The 14,777-nt window shown below is 37.9% G+C and carries 14 protein-coding genes; 6 read left to right on the plus strand and 8 right to left on the minus strand.

Annotation, left to right across the window (positions count from 1 at the left end; all coding sequences use genetic code 11):
* Window positions 1-207 precede the first annotated feature (207 nt).
* Together GN217_RS08795 and rnjA are read left to right on the plus strand one after the other, a co-directional pair.
* On the plus strand, window positions 208-417 hold the full coding sequence (locus GN217_RS08795) for a DNA-dependent RNA polymerase subunit epsilon (protein WP_156856309.1): 210 nt from the start codon (window positions 208-210) through the stop codon (window positions 415-417).
* Between the two features lie 2 nt (window positions 418-419).
* Window positions 420-2,087, plus strand: coding sequence for a ribonuclease J1 (gene rnjA / locus GN217_RS08800; RefSeq protein WP_156856310.1), 1,668 nt, complete (start codon window positions 420-422; stop codon window positions 2,085-2,087).
* 43 nt (window positions 2,088-2,130) lie between these two features.
* Here the strand turns inward: rnjA and GN217_RS08805 are convergent, their stop codons facing one another.
* The 4 genes from GN217_RS08805 to cbpB all read right to left on the minus strand — a co-directional run bounded on the left by GN217_RS08805 (window position 2,131) and on the right by cbpB (window position 7,256).
* Entirely contained in the window at window positions 2,131-2,799 is a 669-nt protein-coding gene (locus tag GN217_RS08805) for a potassium channel family protein (RefSeq protein WP_156856311.1), read from the minus strand.
* Window positions 2,800-2,992: 193 nt separating this feature from the next.
* Window positions 2,993-4,735, minus strand: a complete 1,743-nt coding sequence (locus GN217_RS08810) for an ABC transporter ATP-binding protein (protein ID WP_232334383.1) — start codon at window positions 4,733-4,735, stop codon at window positions 2,993-2,995.
* Window positions 4,736-4,844: 109 nt separating this feature from the next.
* Window positions 4,845-6,593 (minus strand): ABC transporter ATP-binding protein, encoded by a 1,749-nt coding sequence (locus tag GN217_RS08815; RefSeq protein WP_156856313.1) that lies wholly within the window; start codon window positions 6,591-6,593, stop codon window positions 4,845-4,847.
* A 213-nt stretch (window positions 6,594-6,806) separates the two neighbouring features.
* Entirely contained in the window at window positions 6,807-7,256 is a 450-nt protein-coding gene (cbpB, locus tag GN217_RS08820; RefSeq protein WP_156856314.1) for a cyclic-di-AMP-binding protein CbpB, read from the minus strand.
* A 538-nt stretch (window positions 7,257-7,794) separates the two neighbouring features.
* Here cbpB and GN217_RS08825 point away from each other — a divergent pair.
* From GN217_RS08825 to GN217_RS08835, 3 genes are all read left to right on the plus strand, one after another.
* The gene (locus tag GN217_RS08825) at window positions 7,795-8,655 is read left to right on the plus strand and encodes a metallophosphoesterase (RefSeq protein WP_156856315.1); all 861 of its coding nucleotides are present in this window, start codon (window positions 7,795-7,797) and stop codon (window positions 8,653-8,655) included.
* A 96-nt stretch (window positions 8,656-8,751) separates the two neighbouring features.
* Window positions 8,752-9,324 (plus strand): SCO family protein, encoded by a 573-nt coding sequence (locus GN217_RS08830; protein ID WP_156856316.1) that lies wholly within the window; start codon window positions 8,752-8,754, stop codon window positions 9,322-9,324.
* A 254-nt stretch (window positions 9,325-9,578) separates the two neighbouring features.
* Window positions 9,579-10,049: a YkyB family protein gene (locus tag GN217_RS08835; RefSeq protein ID WP_156856317.1), complete on the plus strand. Its 471-nt coding sequence runs from the start codon at window positions 9,579-9,581 to the stop codon at window positions 10,047-10,049.
* Window positions 10,050-10,249: 200 nt separating this feature from the next.
* On the opposite strand, the gene GN217_RS08840 is transcribed toward GN217_RS08835, so the two are convergent.
* The 3 genes from GN217_RS08840 to GN217_RS08850 all read right to left on the minus strand — a co-directional run bounded on the left by GN217_RS08840 (window position 10,250) and on the right by GN217_RS08850 (window position 13,386).
* Window positions 10,250-11,707, minus strand: a complete 1,458-nt coding sequence (locus GN217_RS08840) for an aldehyde dehydrogenase family protein (protein ID WP_156856318.1) — start codon at window positions 11,705-11,707, stop codon at window positions 10,250-10,252.
* Window positions 11,708-11,724: 17 nt separating this feature from the next.
* Window positions 11,725-12,585: a methyl-accepting chemotaxis protein gene (locus GN217_RS08845; protein ID WP_156856319.1), complete on the minus strand. Its 861-nt coding sequence runs from the start codon at window positions 12,583-12,585 to the stop codon at window positions 11,725-11,727.
* Between the two features lie 474 nt (window positions 12,586-13,059).
* Complete coding sequence (locus GN217_RS08850) at window positions 13,060-13,386, minus strand: hypothetical protein (protein ID WP_156856320.1); 327 nt, start codon at window positions 13,384-13,386, stop codon at window positions 13,060-13,062.
* Window positions 13,387-13,508: 122 nt separating this feature from the next.
* On the opposite strand from GN217_RS08850, the gene GN217_RS08855 reads away from it, so the two are divergent.
* Window positions 13,509-14,420 carry a DMT family transporter gene (locus GN217_RS08855; RefSeq protein WP_156856321.1) on the plus strand — a complete coding sequence of 304 codons (912 nt, stop codon included), beginning with the start codon at window positions 13,509-13,511 and terminating at the stop codon, window positions 14,418-14,420.
* A gap of 45 nt (window positions 14,421-14,465) precedes the next feature.
* On the opposite strand, the gene GN217_RS08860 is transcribed toward GN217_RS08855, so the two are convergent.
* Window positions 14,466-14,666 carry an FbpB family small basic protein gene (locus GN217_RS08860; RefSeq protein WP_370459751.1) on the minus strand — a complete coding sequence of 67 codons (201 nt, stop codon included), beginning with the start codon at window positions 14,664-14,666 and terminating at the stop codon, window positions 14,466-14,468.
* Window positions 14,667-14,777: the final 111 nt, after the last annotated feature.

Genomic DNA, 14,777 nt, shown 5'->3' on the forward strand with positions numbered 1-14,777 from the left:
AAAGATTTTATAGGTCAAAAAGAACGTGTGCCTACACCTTATAAATAGAATGATTACTATTCACCAATCAACTAGAATTCATGCATGCTACGGAAACTTGCAGGAACTTTAATAACATCGAATACATGCTGGGCGCATGGGTACCAGAGCATGCGCTTAGTATGTTTTATTTGCAACGCTAAATATTAAAATGTCAGGAGAGATAATATGATATATAAAGTTTTATATCAAGAACTTGAAGATGAAGCTCCAGTTCGAGAACGAACGCAAAGTCTCTATATTGAAGCGGATTCTGTAAGAGAAGTACGTGAAAAATTAAGAGATCGAAAATACAATGTGGAATACATCCAAGAATTAGATGAGGCACATCTAGAGTATGAAAAACAATCCGATGATTTTAAAGTGGAGAAAATCTGAATATGAAGTTTGTAAAAAATGATCAAACTGCAGTCTTCGCTTTAGGAGGACTCGGTGAAATAGGTAAAAATACGTATGCTGTTCAATTCCAGGATGAAATCATTATCATCGATGCTGGAATCAAATTCCCCGAGGACGAGCTTCTCGGAATTGATTACGTCATCCCGGACTATACGTATTTAGTACAAAACCAAGATAAAATTAAAGGATTATTCATCACCCACGGACATGAGGACCATATCGGAGGGATCCCTTATCTATTGCGTGAAATCAATGTGCCCATATATGCTGGAAAACTTGCAATTGGATTAATCAGATCGAAACTAGAAGAACATGGTTTATTAAGGAATGCTAAGTTAAATCCTATTAATGAAGATGATGTTATTAAATTCCGTAAGACTTCCGTTAGTTTTTTCCGGACAACCCATAGTATTCCGGATTCCTATGGAGTTGTTGTCAAAACACCTCCAGGAAACATCGTTCATACTGGGGACTTTAAATTCGACTTCACCCCAGTTGGAGAGCATGCTGATTTGACAAAAATGGCTGAGATTGGCAAAGAAGGCGTACTTTGCTTATTGTCGGACAGCACAAACAGTGAGGTCCCTGGCTTCACGTTGTCTGAGAAGGTTGTTGGTGAAAGCATCGACGATATATTCAGTCGGGTTGATGGCAGACTAATTTTCGCCACATTCGCATCCAACATCTACCGCTTGAGCCAAGTGATCGATTCGGCAGTAAAATACGGCCGAAAAGTCGCAGTATTTGGACGCAGTATGGAGAATGCGATCAATCTAGGACTGGAACTTGGATACATCCAGGCACCTAAAGATACATTTGTGGATAGTAACCAAATCAATCGTCTTCCTGCTGATGAAGTAGCGATACTTTGCACAGGTTCTCAAGGTGAAGCAATGGCGGCCCTTTCAAGAATTGCTAATGGCACACATAAGCAAGTTCAATTAATACCTGGCGACACGGTTGTATTTTCATCATCTCCAATCCCTGGAAATACAATTAGTGTCGGCCGAATCATCAATAAACTTTATCGTGCAGGTGCTGAGGTTATCCATGGTAAATTAAGCAATGTACACACTTCTGGTCACGGGGCGCAGGACGAACAAAAACTGATGCTTCGCTTGATGAAACCGAAGTTCTTCATGCCGATTCATGGTGAATACCGAATGATGAAAGAACACATCAAGCTTGCAGTTGATTGTGAAATAGATCCAGATAACTGTTTCACCCTCGACAATGGTGATGTGCTTGCCTTAAGCAAAGATACTGCTGATGTAGCTGGTAAAATTCCTTCAGGTACGATTTATATCGACGGAAGCGGGATTGGCGATATCGGTAATATTGTTCTAAGAGACCGACGCATCCTTTCAGAAGAAGGTCTTGTGATTGTTGTCGTAAGCATTAATATGAAACAGTTCCAGCTCGCAGCTGGTCCGGATATTATTTCTCGCGGTTTCGTCTATATGCGGGAATCAGAAGATCTTATCAAAGAAGCACAAGAGCTTGTCACGAAACATTTAAATAAAGTAATGGAACGAAAAACAAGCCAATGGTCTGAAATTAAAAATGAAATTACAGACACAATTGCACCATTCTTATATGAACGGACAAAACGCCGTCCGATGGTCTTACCGATTATTATGGAAGTATAAATTAAAAACATTAGCAGACATCTATTTGCCTGCTAATGTTTTTTTATTGTTCATCAATAATAAGCTGTTTTTCAAAACGGTGAATATCGTCATCGCTACCGATGACAAGCAATATATCATCAGGCTTAAACACATATTCAGGACTTGGTGAGACGTCGATTGTCTCGCCACTTTTTATCGCCATTACATTACAACCAAAGTTTGCTCGGATATCGAGATCAATTAATGATTTTCCGATCATTTTCTTCCCTGTTTTCACCTCGACAATGCTGTGGTCATCGGATAAATCTAGAAAATCGAGAATATTATTTGAAATGATATTTTGAGCAATCCTCCTCCCCATATCCCGCTCCGGATGGATAACCCGATCAACACCAAGTTTTCGCAATATCTTTTCATGATAGTCATTTTGCGCTTTTACGGTGATGCGTTCCACATGCAAGTCTGTCAAGATGACGGTTGTTAGAATGCTAGCTTGGAGACTATCTCCGATTGCAACAATGACGTGTTCAAAATTATGAATTCCAATTTCTTTTAATGATTCTTCGTCGGTAGAGTCGAGTATGACGGCGTGGGAGGCAATGTTTTTAAATTCATTAACCTTTGCTTCGTCAATATCAATAGCAAGCACTTGTTTTCCTTCTCTGCTTAATTCTCGGCAAATACTGCCACCGAACCTCCCCAAACCAATCACCGCATAATCCTTACTCATTACAATCCCTCCAAAACTAGTAACATCTTTGTAGCTCTATTATAACCTCTACCTAAATATTGCACAAAATTAACAAATACATGTAATATTAAAGAGAAACTCCCCCTCTACTAAGGCCCGCCCCGCAAGCCTGATACCTCTCGTTTTCCGATTGCGGCTGCGGAGCTGGAAAAAACTTAGTAAACTTCCAATTTTATAGCGCATCGAGCATGGTGAATTGGGATTTGACTAATTCATAATATTTTCCTCGCTTGGCGATAAGTGTCTGATGATTGCCGTTTTCGAGGATTTTACCGTTTTCAAGGACGAATATCTTGTCAGCTTCCCGGATCGTTGAGAGCCTGTGGGCAATGATAATCGATGTTCTACCTTTTAAGAGCCGCTTTAAAGCTTGTTGAATCTTCATTTCTGACTCTGTATCAATACTAGCTGTTGCCTCATCCAAAATTATAATACGCGGATTAGCAAGCAGTGCTCTTGCGAAGGAAAGTAATTGCCGTTCACCAGCCGAGAGAATATTCCCCCGCTCCTCCACTTCCGTAGCATATCCATTAGACAACCGTTTAATAAAATCGTCTGCCCCGACAACTTTTGCTGCTTCTATTACCTCTTCATCGGTTGCATCCGGTCTTCCGAAGCGAATATTCTCCATAATAGTGCCCGAGAATATAAACGTATCTTGTAATACAACACTAATTTGTTTCCGTAGACTTGCAAGTTCAACATCCCGAAGATCTTTCCCATCTATTTTCACTGCACCTTGCGTCGGATCGTAAAATCGGCTAATTAAATTGGCAATTGTCGATTTACCACTTCCTGTATGGCCAACTAATGCAACCGTTTCTCCTGCTTCAATATTTAGGGATATTTCATGCAGGGCAATCCGGTCCTGATTATAAGAAAACTGGACGCGTTCAAATTGAATATGCCCTTTCATATTCTGAAAGATATACGCATTCTCTTTCTCCTTTACATTAGGTCGCTCATCAAGAAATTCAAAAATCCGCTCCGAGGAAGCCATTGCCATCAAGAGTTGATTATACATTTGACCTAATCTTGAAATCGGCTCCCAAAACATTCCCGTAAAATAAGCAAATGATACGAAGGTACCAATTGCAATTCCACCATTTGCTTCTCCCAACAAAATTAAATAGGAACCAAAAGCAATAAGAATAATTGTTCCAACTGCATCACTCATATCGACAAACGGGCGGAATAATGCACTCTTTTTCGCTGCGTCTCTAAAGCTGTGAAAGAATCCCTTATTCACTCCATTGAAAAACTCGGCATTTTCCCTTTCCTGTGAGAATGACTGGGTAATTCGCATCCCCTGAATCGCTTCGTTTAAATGGGAGTTCATTCGCGATTGATTAATCCGTACTTTCTGCCAGGAACGGCGGATATTTCGTCTTAACTTCGTAGATATATAAAACATAATCGGTAGGACGATTAAAACAGCAATGGCTAATTTTGGACTTAGAACAAAGAGAATAACCATAATGCCGATTAAAGTAATTGAATCCATTAATAAATTGATGATTCCGTTTGTAAAAAGTTCCTGTAACGAGTTAATATCATTTAAAATCCGAACAAGAATCGATCCCGCCGAACGATGATCGAAAAACCCATGGGATAGCCGCTGTACATGGGAAAATAAGTGATGGCGCAAATCATAGATGACATTTTGCCCCAGCTGGTTCACCCATTTTATCCGCAACACGTTTGCCAGATAACTTAATAAATACAAGCAGCCTATGATGACAACGAGCCACGTCAATAGTGTCGTATCTTTATTTAAGATGGCAATATCAATCGCAACCTTCCCGACTAAAATCGGTACTGCCAAACGGACGAAGGTTGATACAAGCATTGCAATAATTGCGGCCGGCAAATAACTTTTGGCATAAGGTTTTAAATAGGTTAAGAGTCGTAGCATTTGTTTCCAGTTAAACGGTTTTTCAATAACTTGTTCTACCGTATAATGAAAACGAGTTAAATGATTTTTCTTATCTTTCTTGGAAGTTTCCAATCGAATCCCCCTCCTTTCAGTTCACAATTTCCATAATCTCTTCCCGGTCTTGATATTGAATATCGTAAATTCTGCGATATATTCCATGCTCTGCAAGTAATTGATTATGTGTTCCGCGTTCTTTTATTTCCCCTTCTTCCAGTACTAAAATTTCATCAGCATGCTTAATGGAGGAAATTCGATGAGCAATAATAAAGGACGTCCTCTCCTTCATTACCTCTTTTAAAGCAGCTTGGATTTTAAACTCTGTCTCCATATCAACCGCAGATGTCGCATCATCCAAAATCAGGATACTTGGATTAATACAGAGCGCACGAGCAATGGCAATCCGCTGCTTTTGGCCACCCGACAGTCCCATCCCTCTTTCGCCGAGTAATGTATCGTATCCTTTTGGCAATTGCATAATAAAATCATGGGCCTGGGCACGTTTGGCCGCATCTATCACTTGTTCTTCACTTATATCGGGTCTGCCGTATGCGATATTTTCACGGATGGATGTTGAAAATAAGAAAGGTTCCTGTAATACGAAGCCAATCTGACTTCGTAATGATTTCAATTCATAATCGGAAACCAATTGACCATCAACAAGGACTTCTCCCATATCCGCTTCATAAAATCTTGTAATAAGTTGTGTAATACTCGTTTTCCCTGAACCAGTTGCGCCAATCAGTCCAATGACTTTCCCGGGAGGTGCATCAAAATCAATATGCTTTAAAGCTACATCATCTTCTTCGACATATTGAAGTGATACATCTTTGAACGTGACATGCCCTTTTATCGGTTGCCTAATTGCATTTTCTTTTTCCTGAATCTCTTCTTCCTGGTCAAGAATCTCGATCAAACGTTCTCCCGATGCTTTCGCTTGAGAAAACATATTAACAACAAACCCGAGGTTCATAATCGGACCGAGAATATACCAGACTAAACTAAAGAATGCAACAAGTTCACCAAGCGCCATTTGATCATTAATGACGAGATATCCGCCATATCCCAGTAACGAAACAACCGCTACATTACCAATAAACTCCATTAACGGAAAGTATTTCGACCATAATTTAGAGGTGAACAAGTACCGCTTTCGGTAATCATCATTACTGGATGAAAATCGGTCAATCTCAAAATCTTCTCGTGATAATGATTTAACCGTGTTCATTCCACTGATATTCTCTTGCACTCGCGTATTTAACCTTCCAAAGGATTTCCTTACTTTTCTAAAAGCAGGGTGCACTTGTTTGTCAAATTGAAAAACAATGATACCCAAAAAAGGCATAGCAAGCATCGTAACGATCGCAAGTGGAATGGAATAATAAAACATGATCGTTAAACTGACACCAATCAGAACGACAATGCGGATTAATTCTGCAAATCCAGCGGATAGGAAAAAGCGAAAACCTTCTACGTCCGCAGTCAATCTTGACATAATGTCTCCGGTTTTTGAATTATCGTAATACTTAAAAGATAATACTTGCAATTTTCCATACAAAGCGTTTCTAAGATGATATACGGATGTCATCCCAAATAATTCACTTAAATATTGAAAAGAAAAAGTAGAAATCCCTTTAATAATCATGAGGCCGAAGAAGATAAGCGAAATATAAAGAATGAGTCCATAACGATCCTGGAGTACGACTTCATCGATTGTTATTTGCAGAATGATCGGATAAACAACCGTGATACACGTTAGAATAATTAGAAAGAATAACGACCAAAGAAAATAGTGCTTATATGGCCAATAGAATTCTTTCAACCGTTTAAATGTATTCAATTGTGCTCCCCCTTCAAAATTGTCAGTATATATAAATATATCGGAAACCGAAATAAATAGCTATAACAAATTCTTGATTTTAATAATTTTTTTCGGGACATGGGGTCGGGACATGGGGTCAGAGGTTTTGTCCCACTTTCTTAATCTACGAATACATGAGGTTTAACCAATAAAAAAACCCCAAGCATTATGGGGATATTTATTCGTTAGAGATTATTTTTTATAATGTTTCATATAAATATCTTTCTTCAATTCCTTTAATATGGCTCGACGCGTTAAGATCCCGTCGAAGTAGCCATCTTCGTCAACTATACAGATAAAGGCATGATTGATTAATGCATTCAAGCCATCCACTAAATTATTCTTCCTTGTCAAACATGGTATATCGCTGTTCATTACTTCTTCTACGCGCATTTCTGACAAGTTTTCAATTTCGAATCGTTCCAACCCAAGAATTTCGTTTAGAATCACGGTTTTGCCAACTATACCTACTAATTTATAAGACGAATCAAGTACAGGCACTGCGGCATAACCAGATTTCACAAGCACAAGTAAAGCATGTTCTAGTGGATTGTTTAGTTGGACATGAGCAACCTTCTCAGATGAAATCATTAGTTCTTCTACAAGAATATTTTGTAATTCCCTTTCTTGCATGGTACTCAAAAAAATTACCCCCTTCTCAAACTATATATCCATATTTTGTGCGGGTTAATTATTACGTCTTGTCCTTGTGTAACTACAAGTTTAAATACATGGTCGCGCTAACATTTCTCTCATGATCATTAGTTAATTGTCATATGGACTAACTCTAATACAAAGATGCTCCTCTTTTATTGTATCAGATAACAAGTTATTTTACGAAATTCAAACACTCAAAAGATAAATTGAAGACGTTTGGTTGGTGTAATGCGAGGGAATGCGAGCAGGTTATGACAAGGATAATGAAGACTGCATTTAAAAAACTTCATCTTATTAAAGTATATCGTTTTAGAAGAATTATGTCAACAATTTAACAGATAATTTAGATTATAACACTTTTACTCGGAACCTTTAAAACTAAGTACAGTTACATTACTTATCCAAATTCCGCTTTATCCCTTTACATTTCTTCCTGTACGGAGCCTTCGCTTACATGCTATAATAGGAAAGTATAACTATTTAAATAGAACGGAAAGTTTTTATATAGAAAGGTTTGACCCAGATGAATCGACGAGCATTTTTAAAGCGAGCGGCAGGATTCACAATGACTTTAATCGGCTTAAGCGGGGGAACATTTTTTTACAGTCGGGAAATTGAACCAGCAAGTCTACATATCCAAAAAGAAAACATTATATCGGATAACATTCCAACCACCTTCCATAAAAAGAAAATCATTCAATTCTCTGATACCCATCTTGGATTTAATTATTCGATTGAGAACTTAGAAAAGCTTGCCAACCAAATTAATAAACGTAACCCGGACATTATTTTGTTTACAGGGGATTTAGTTGATAACCCTAAATATTTACAAGCCCAAGAACACGAACCGATTATTGAAGTACTTGGCAGTTTGAACGCCCCCTTAGGAAAATATTGGATTTATGGGAATCATGATCATGGCGGTTACGGTACGGAAACGATTCTCGACATCATGGAAGCAGCTAATTTTACCTTATTACAAAACAGCCATGTAGAAATTAGTTCGGAACAGGATACGTTCATCCTTGCAGGAATTGATGATCTAATGCTAGGCAAGCCCGATTTGGATGCTGCATTACAGCAAGCAAACCCAGAGTTATTTACAGTCTTGCTTGCCCATGAACCAGATTTTGCAGATGAAGCCGTAAAATATCCGGTAGATGTACAACTTTCAGGGCATAGCCACGGCGGTCAAGTGCGCTTACCTATCATCGGACACCTCTACACCCCTCTTTACGCGGAAAAATATGTACGTGGTAAGTATTTAATTGACAATCGGTTGCAATTATTTGTAAATGCAGGCATTGGGACTACCCGTGTCCCCTACCGTTTATTTTGCAAACCTGAAATCCATGAATATACACTTCAAGCGAATTTGTCATAAAGGTTTCACAGGAAAATCATTGGGATCAGCTAAAATCAAAAGAAAAGCATGCTATACTAAATCTAAGCATTATACTTAGAAAGGAAGATTGCTTACATGAAGCGCTTGTTATTTATCTTGGCACTCTCCCTTTTCCTTGCGGGCTGTGGTGAAGCAATCGAAACGAATATGAGTCAAGATATGCTCGACTTCGAATTCACCACCCAAGATAACGAAACGCTGAGCCTTGAGGATTTAGAGGGTGAATATTGGATTGCAGATATGATTTTCACAAACTGTACGACAGTATGCTTACCAATGACCGCCAACATGAAAATACTCCAGGACCGTTTAGCTGAAGAAGGATATGACGATATCCAACTTATATCTTTTAGTGTCGACCCTGATTATGATACACCGGAAGTACTGCGCGAGTATGGGGAAAGCTATGATGCAGACTTCAGTAATTGGACATTTCTAACGGGTTATGATTTTGAAATGATAAAGGAAATTTCCATCAAATCGTTTAAGAGTTTACTTGCCGAAGCCCCAGAAGGCACGGATCAAGTAACGCATGGAACTAGATTTTTCCTGATCAATCCAGAAGGAGAAGTTATTAAGTTCTACGACGGAGTGCAATCCGAAAGTATGGAATCAATAATAAATGATATCAAAAAGCTAAATGATTAAGATCACATACCAAAAGCATTCACTACGAATGCTTTTTTGATTTTCATAAGTTGAAACTCATTCAGTGAGGGTATCCTTACCTCCCCACTGAATATTAGTTGAACAGAACCTGGGATTTACGGACTGTATGCCTACGGACTTCTAATGGTGAGACACGAAAGACTATAAAAAATCTATCCATCCTACCCCCATTGCCTAAACCGGATCTTTAAGGTACGATAGATATACTAGAGGTATGCTAAAGGAGTGAATTTATGAATACAGATAGTGATCTACAAGAGATAGCTCAGGCAATTTTCAGTGTTAACCGCCATGCGAAAACTGCCCCAGAGCCCCAACATTTATATTTCATCAAAAAAGAAGCGATCAATAAGCTGCTAAGAGAAAAACGTGCAAAAAAGATAGGCCTTCATTTCTCGGACAGGCCTAAGTACAGCAACCAGCATTCCACACTGCTTGTTAAAGTGGCAGATTATTATTTTCACATTCCTCCAACAAAGGATGACTTCAAAGAATTGGAACATCTCGGTTCCCTGGATAAAAACTACCGAAATCCCCAATCGAAAATGTCACTTTCACAGGCTAAGCGGATTTTATACCCTTATATCAACTATAAGTCTTCAACCAAACCGAAAAGAAGTCGATCATATGCATCAGCTTACTATACACCCTCATCACTTGGTAAAATGAAATGGCCACCGACCAATGGATATAGAAAATATTAACCCTCTGGTTAAGCTCAATCGAGTAGATGACTAACCACTAACTGCACACATAATAAAGTCCTTTATTTTCTCTAAATAAGAAAACAAAGGACTTTTTCGTTACCCATATATAATATTAATTATTAGACTGTATTTTTCATTGGCCTATTTTCTATGCTGCAGAAAACTGCGCAAGTATGGCTAGAAGGGGATTATTCACCTTAAGAATATGGATAGACTCGTTTTGTGTGTTGAATGGAGATCCATTTTGTTGTAGTAAACGCATCTAAGCTCCATTCTCCATTTAGTCGTCCAATTCCTGAATTTTTGACACCGCCGAAAGCAACGTTAGGCTCATCATTAATTGTTCCATCATTGATATGGATCATGCCAGTATCCATCCGCTTTGCAAGCTCGGCACCACGCTCTACATCTCTTGTATGAATTGCACCACTTAAACCATACGGGCTTTGGTTGGCATAGTTTAGAACTTCTTCTTCATTTGCTACTTTCATGATAGATACAACTGGTGCAAAGAATTCCTCATTTGCAATCGTCATATCTGGAGTAACATCAGTAAATACAACTGGTTCTATTACGTTCCCTGTAACATTTCCTTTAAGTAAAGGAGTTGCCCCCCCTTCAATACCTTTTTCAATTAATTCTACAGTCGTTTTAACTTGGCGTTCATTAATAACTGGTCCAATAATCGTGTTTGGATCTTTCGGGTCACCACAAGTCAAACCAGATACTGTCTTGATATATTTTTCCACAAATTCATCATATACATCTTCATGAACAATTAAGCGATTAGTTGACATACAGATTTGTCCTTGATGTGTGAAGCGGCTGAATACGCCTGCACTTACTGCTAAATCAATATCTGCATCCTCTAAAACAACTAAAGCACTATTTCCACCTAACTCCAAATGAACTTCTTTTAGATTTCTTCCAGCAACTTCTCCTATATGTTTTCCAACCTTTGTTGATCCTGTAAAGGAAATAGCACGTGGAATTGGGTGTTCAACAAATTTATCTCCAATTTCCGATATTTCAGTAGTAATCACATTTAACAAGCCTTTAGGCAATCCAACACTCTCAAATATTTTAGCAATAAGTGTTCCGCCTGTAATTGTTGTATGCTCATGCGGCTTTAATACGACACCATTTCCAGTAGCCAATGCCGGTGCAACAGATTTCATGGATAAGAAAAACGGGAAATTAAATGGACTAATCACCCCAACCACACCAACTGGTACACGATAAACCCGGTTTTCTTTACCATCAATTGGAGATGGTAAAATGGTACCATTCATACGCATAGGAAAAGTGGCTGCTTCTTTTATCAAATTTGTAACTAAGCCAATCTCAAATTCTGCTTTTAAACGTGTACCACCAATCTCATCAGTAATTATATTTACGATTGCTTCATGATTTTCATTGATATAATCTACTGCTTTATCAAACACTTCTCTTTGTACAACTGGGTTTGTTTTCGCCCACTTTTCTTGTACAGTTTGTGCCGATTCATATGCATCATTCAAATCTGCTATACTAGCAGCTTTATATATTGCAATAATTTCACCATTATATGGGTTTTTATTTTCTATTGTAAGATTACTAGAACCGTCTTTCCATTCTCCGTTAATATATTGACTTGCTAATTCTTTAAAGCTCATCTTCATTCAACCTTTCATTAATTGTTTAACTCAATGTTTTCTCTAGCTAACTCCGCTAAACTACGAATATTTCCATTGATTTCTTCCATTGTTGCTGTTAGTTCTTCAATCGAAGCGGATTGGGTAGTGGATTCCAAATTTACTTTTTGTATATCCTTATCCAGATCCTCGATTACACTTTTAATTTGGCTTGTAATATTTTGGATTTCCTGTACATTGTCCTTTGAATTAGTTGCCATTTTTCTAATTTCATCAGCGACTACTCCAAATCCTCTCCCATGTTCTCCAGCACGTGCTGATTCAATAGCTGCATTTAATCCAAGTAAATTACTCTGATCCGCGATATCCCTAACAACTGTTGAAACTTTGTCAATAAGGTCTACACTATCTGTTACTTCATTTGCCTTTTCAGAAACAAAGCTAAGATTCGTAGCTAATTCATTAACTGATTCTGCCATTTCTTGAACCGTATTCGTTACATCATTAATCACATTGGATAGACTGCCAGCTATTTCTGAAAGTTTGTTCGCCTTATCGACATTTAACCCAACACCAACTCCACCAATTACTTTCCCATGCTCATCATGCACAGGTGTTGCACGGGAAACAAGATTTACTCCAAACAAATCAGCCGGTACCACCATAGCCTGACTTTTATTTTCTTGAATCGCTTTCGCAATAATATCACCTTCAAGCAATGGATCACCAGGAGCTACATTAAGTGAGAAGGTTTTTGCAGGAATATTGATTAGCAATTTTTCTGTATCATAAATCCCTATTGTGATATCATCATTAACTAGCATTTGAAAATATGGAGCTACTTGGATAAAGGATTGTAGGACTGGATGTGCCTCTTTTTGTATTAAAGAATCTTGCATTATTCCACGTCTCCTGTCATAAATTTACCCGAAATAGGTATATGTATTTATTTCCATTCTTTATATCGGTCATTTATAGTTAATTTGAAGTGTTTAATGGAAAAAATATGAAATACCATTTTGTTTGTGAACTATATTATTCAGTAATTTTAATAAGACTTTAAAAAGAGACTGGGACATAACTTCTTGGTTATAAATCCGAACAAATGATAAGAATGAGCATCAACAACCGCTCCGGGAATATACTACGCTTTCCGCAGGCGGCTGGTGAGCCTCCTCGGGCTGCCGCCCTGCGGGGTCTCACCGATGCCTTTCCTCCTGCTGGAGTCTCCGTATATTCCCGGAGTTAGTTAGCAGTTTTGTTCGGATTTAATTCATATTAGAATAGTTATGTCCCAGCCTCTTAAACGTATCTTTTAATAAAATCATATAATTAAAAAATGCCCTAAAAAGGGCGTGACAGCATTCAACTGTTTACACCCTTTTACGGACAATTCGTTTAAATACGAACTTACACCCCAAACCAAGGAGCAGCAATAACCCATAAATTCCAATGATCTGCAGTAAATATGGCAGAAATATTACTGCATGCCCTTCTTTCTTTCCGATGATTAATATAAAAAAGAATAGGTTCAGAAAAAAGCTGCTCCCCACAATAAAAGCGAGGAAATAATCCCTTTCTTTCCCCCACTCGATCAGGCGTCTAGCTAAAATAAACATACATAATAGCAATAATAAACCCGCGATAATAAAGAGGAAATCATAATGAAAAATTATCAATTCAGAAAAGAAACGCTCCATGGACGAAACCCTCCAGCTAAGTAACTTAAATAGCCTCATTATTCCCATTTCACGAAATTACTATACATTTAAATACTTTACTAATATAATGATATGAAAATGGAGGAAAGAGAGCGATACTGGTGAATAAAGCATTTATTTATATTCTTATTGGAGCGGCGTTATGGGGAACAATCGGTTTTTACGTAAAGAATCTCTATACATACGGCTTTATTCCGATGGAAGTTGTGACACTGCGGGTATGGACATCAGCTTTTATCCTTGTCTTGTATTTATTGTGTACCACCCCGAAGAGCTTGAAATTACATAAAATAACAGATATTAAATATTTCATTGGCACTGGCGTATTCAGTATTGTATTTTTCAATTATTGCATGTTTACCGCTATAGAAATATCATCAATCCCAGTTGCTACCGCATTACTTTATACAGGACCGACGTTTGTCACAATCTTTTCTTATTTTTTATTCAAAGAACCGTTAACACGGATTAAAATCATTGCCCTTTTCATTACATTGTTTGGCACGAGCCTTGTCGTTGGATTAATTCCCTTTGATAAAGAAGCATTTAAGTGGGGAAGTATCATTTTCGGAATTGGTTCGGCAGTCGGCTATGCACTGTACAGCATATTCAGTAAATATGCCCTAAGGAAATATACATCTTTAACTATTACAACTTTCACATTTTTAACTGCGGCAATTGCTTTAACCCCTTTCTTTCCTTATAAGGAAAAAGCCAGCTTGCTAATCGAGCTAGAAGTATTGCTTTATGCATTCGGTTTAGGACTGCTGCCTACTGCTGTCGCATACATTATTTATACCCATGGATTGAATCAAACAGAAGCTTCAAAGGCTTCTATTCTGACGACGGTAGAGCCTGTCGTTGCAACGTTAATTGGCATCTTCATCTTCCAAGAGGCGTTCTCATTCATTCAGATGCTAGGAATGGCTTCTATTATCGCCGCTGTCATTATTGTTCAAGTGTATAATAAGCGTGATAATCATATAGTTGATAATCAAAAAATTAGAGCATAAAAAACGGGGAGTCGTCTAGCCTCCCCATTTTTTCATACCCTATTATTATTCATTAGAAAAAAGTTCAGCGTCTTGCTCGCGTTTTTTTCTAGCATTCGCTTCATGTCTTTTTTCCAAACGCATCTCCAGCTGATTAATGCTATTTTCATCCTCTAGCATTTCTCTTATATTTTGGCTGACGAGTTGCTCAAAACTCATACGTTTAGGTCGCATCTTTTTGCACTCCTTTTCACATACTAGTTTCATTATACCCTATTTTCCGCTTTTCTAATCTAAATTATTTGAACATTTTAGGAACTTTAATTCAAAATTAACGGAAAATTATCATTTCAATTATATTATATGTCATTTGCTGAT

Source organism: Oceanobacillus sp. AG, assembly GCF_009746545.1.
GTDB classification, from domain to species: domain Bacteria; phylum Bacillota; class Bacilli; order Bacillales; family Amphibacillaceae; genus Oceanobacillus; species Oceanobacillus indicireducens.

Excerpts from the sequence above, each read along its gene's own strand:
- GN217_RS08795 (WP_156856309.1), top strand. The coding sequence starts at position 208 with ATGATATATAAAGTTTTATATCAAGAACTTGAAGATGAAGCTCCAGTT.
- rnjA (WP_156856310.1), top strand. The coding sequence starts at position 420 with ATGAAGTTTGTAAAAAATGATCAAACTGCAGTCTTCGCTTTAGGAGGA.
- GN217_RS08805 (WP_156856311.1), bottom strand. The coding sequence starts at position 2,799 with ATGAGTAAGGATTATGCGGTGATTGGTTTGGGGAGGTTCGGTGGCAGT.
- GN217_RS08810 (WP_232334383.1), bottom strand. The coding sequence starts at position 4,735 with ATGCTACGACTCTTAACCTATTTAAAACCTTATGCCAAAAGTTATTTG.
- GN217_RS08825 (WP_156856315.1), top strand. The coding sequence starts at position 7,795 with ATGAATCGACGAGCATTTTTAAAGCGAGCGGCAGGATTCACAATGACT.
- GN217_RS08830 (WP_156856316.1), top strand. The coding sequence starts at position 8,752 with ATGAAGCGCTTGTTATTTATCTTGGCACTCTCCCTTTTCCTTGCGGGC.
- GN217_RS08835 (WP_156856317.1), top strand. The coding sequence starts at position 9,579 with ATGAATACAGATAGTGATCTACAAGAGATAGCTCAGGCAATTTTCAGT.
- GN217_RS08840 (WP_156856318.1), bottom strand. The coding sequence starts at position 11,707 with ATGAGCTTTAAAGAATTAGCAAGTCAATATATTAACGGAGAATGGAAA.
- GN217_RS08845 (WP_156856319.1), bottom strand. The coding sequence starts at position 12,585 with ATGCAAGATTCTTTAATACAAAAAGAGGCACATCCAGTCCTACAATCC.
- GN217_RS08850 (WP_156856320.1), bottom strand. The coding sequence starts at position 13,386 with ATGGAGCGTTTCTTTTCTGAATTGATAATTTTTCATTATGATTTCCTC.
- GN217_RS08860 (WP_370459751.1), bottom strand. The coding sequence starts at position 14,666 with ATGAAACTAGTATGTGAAAAGGAGTGCAAAAAGATGCGACCTAAACGT.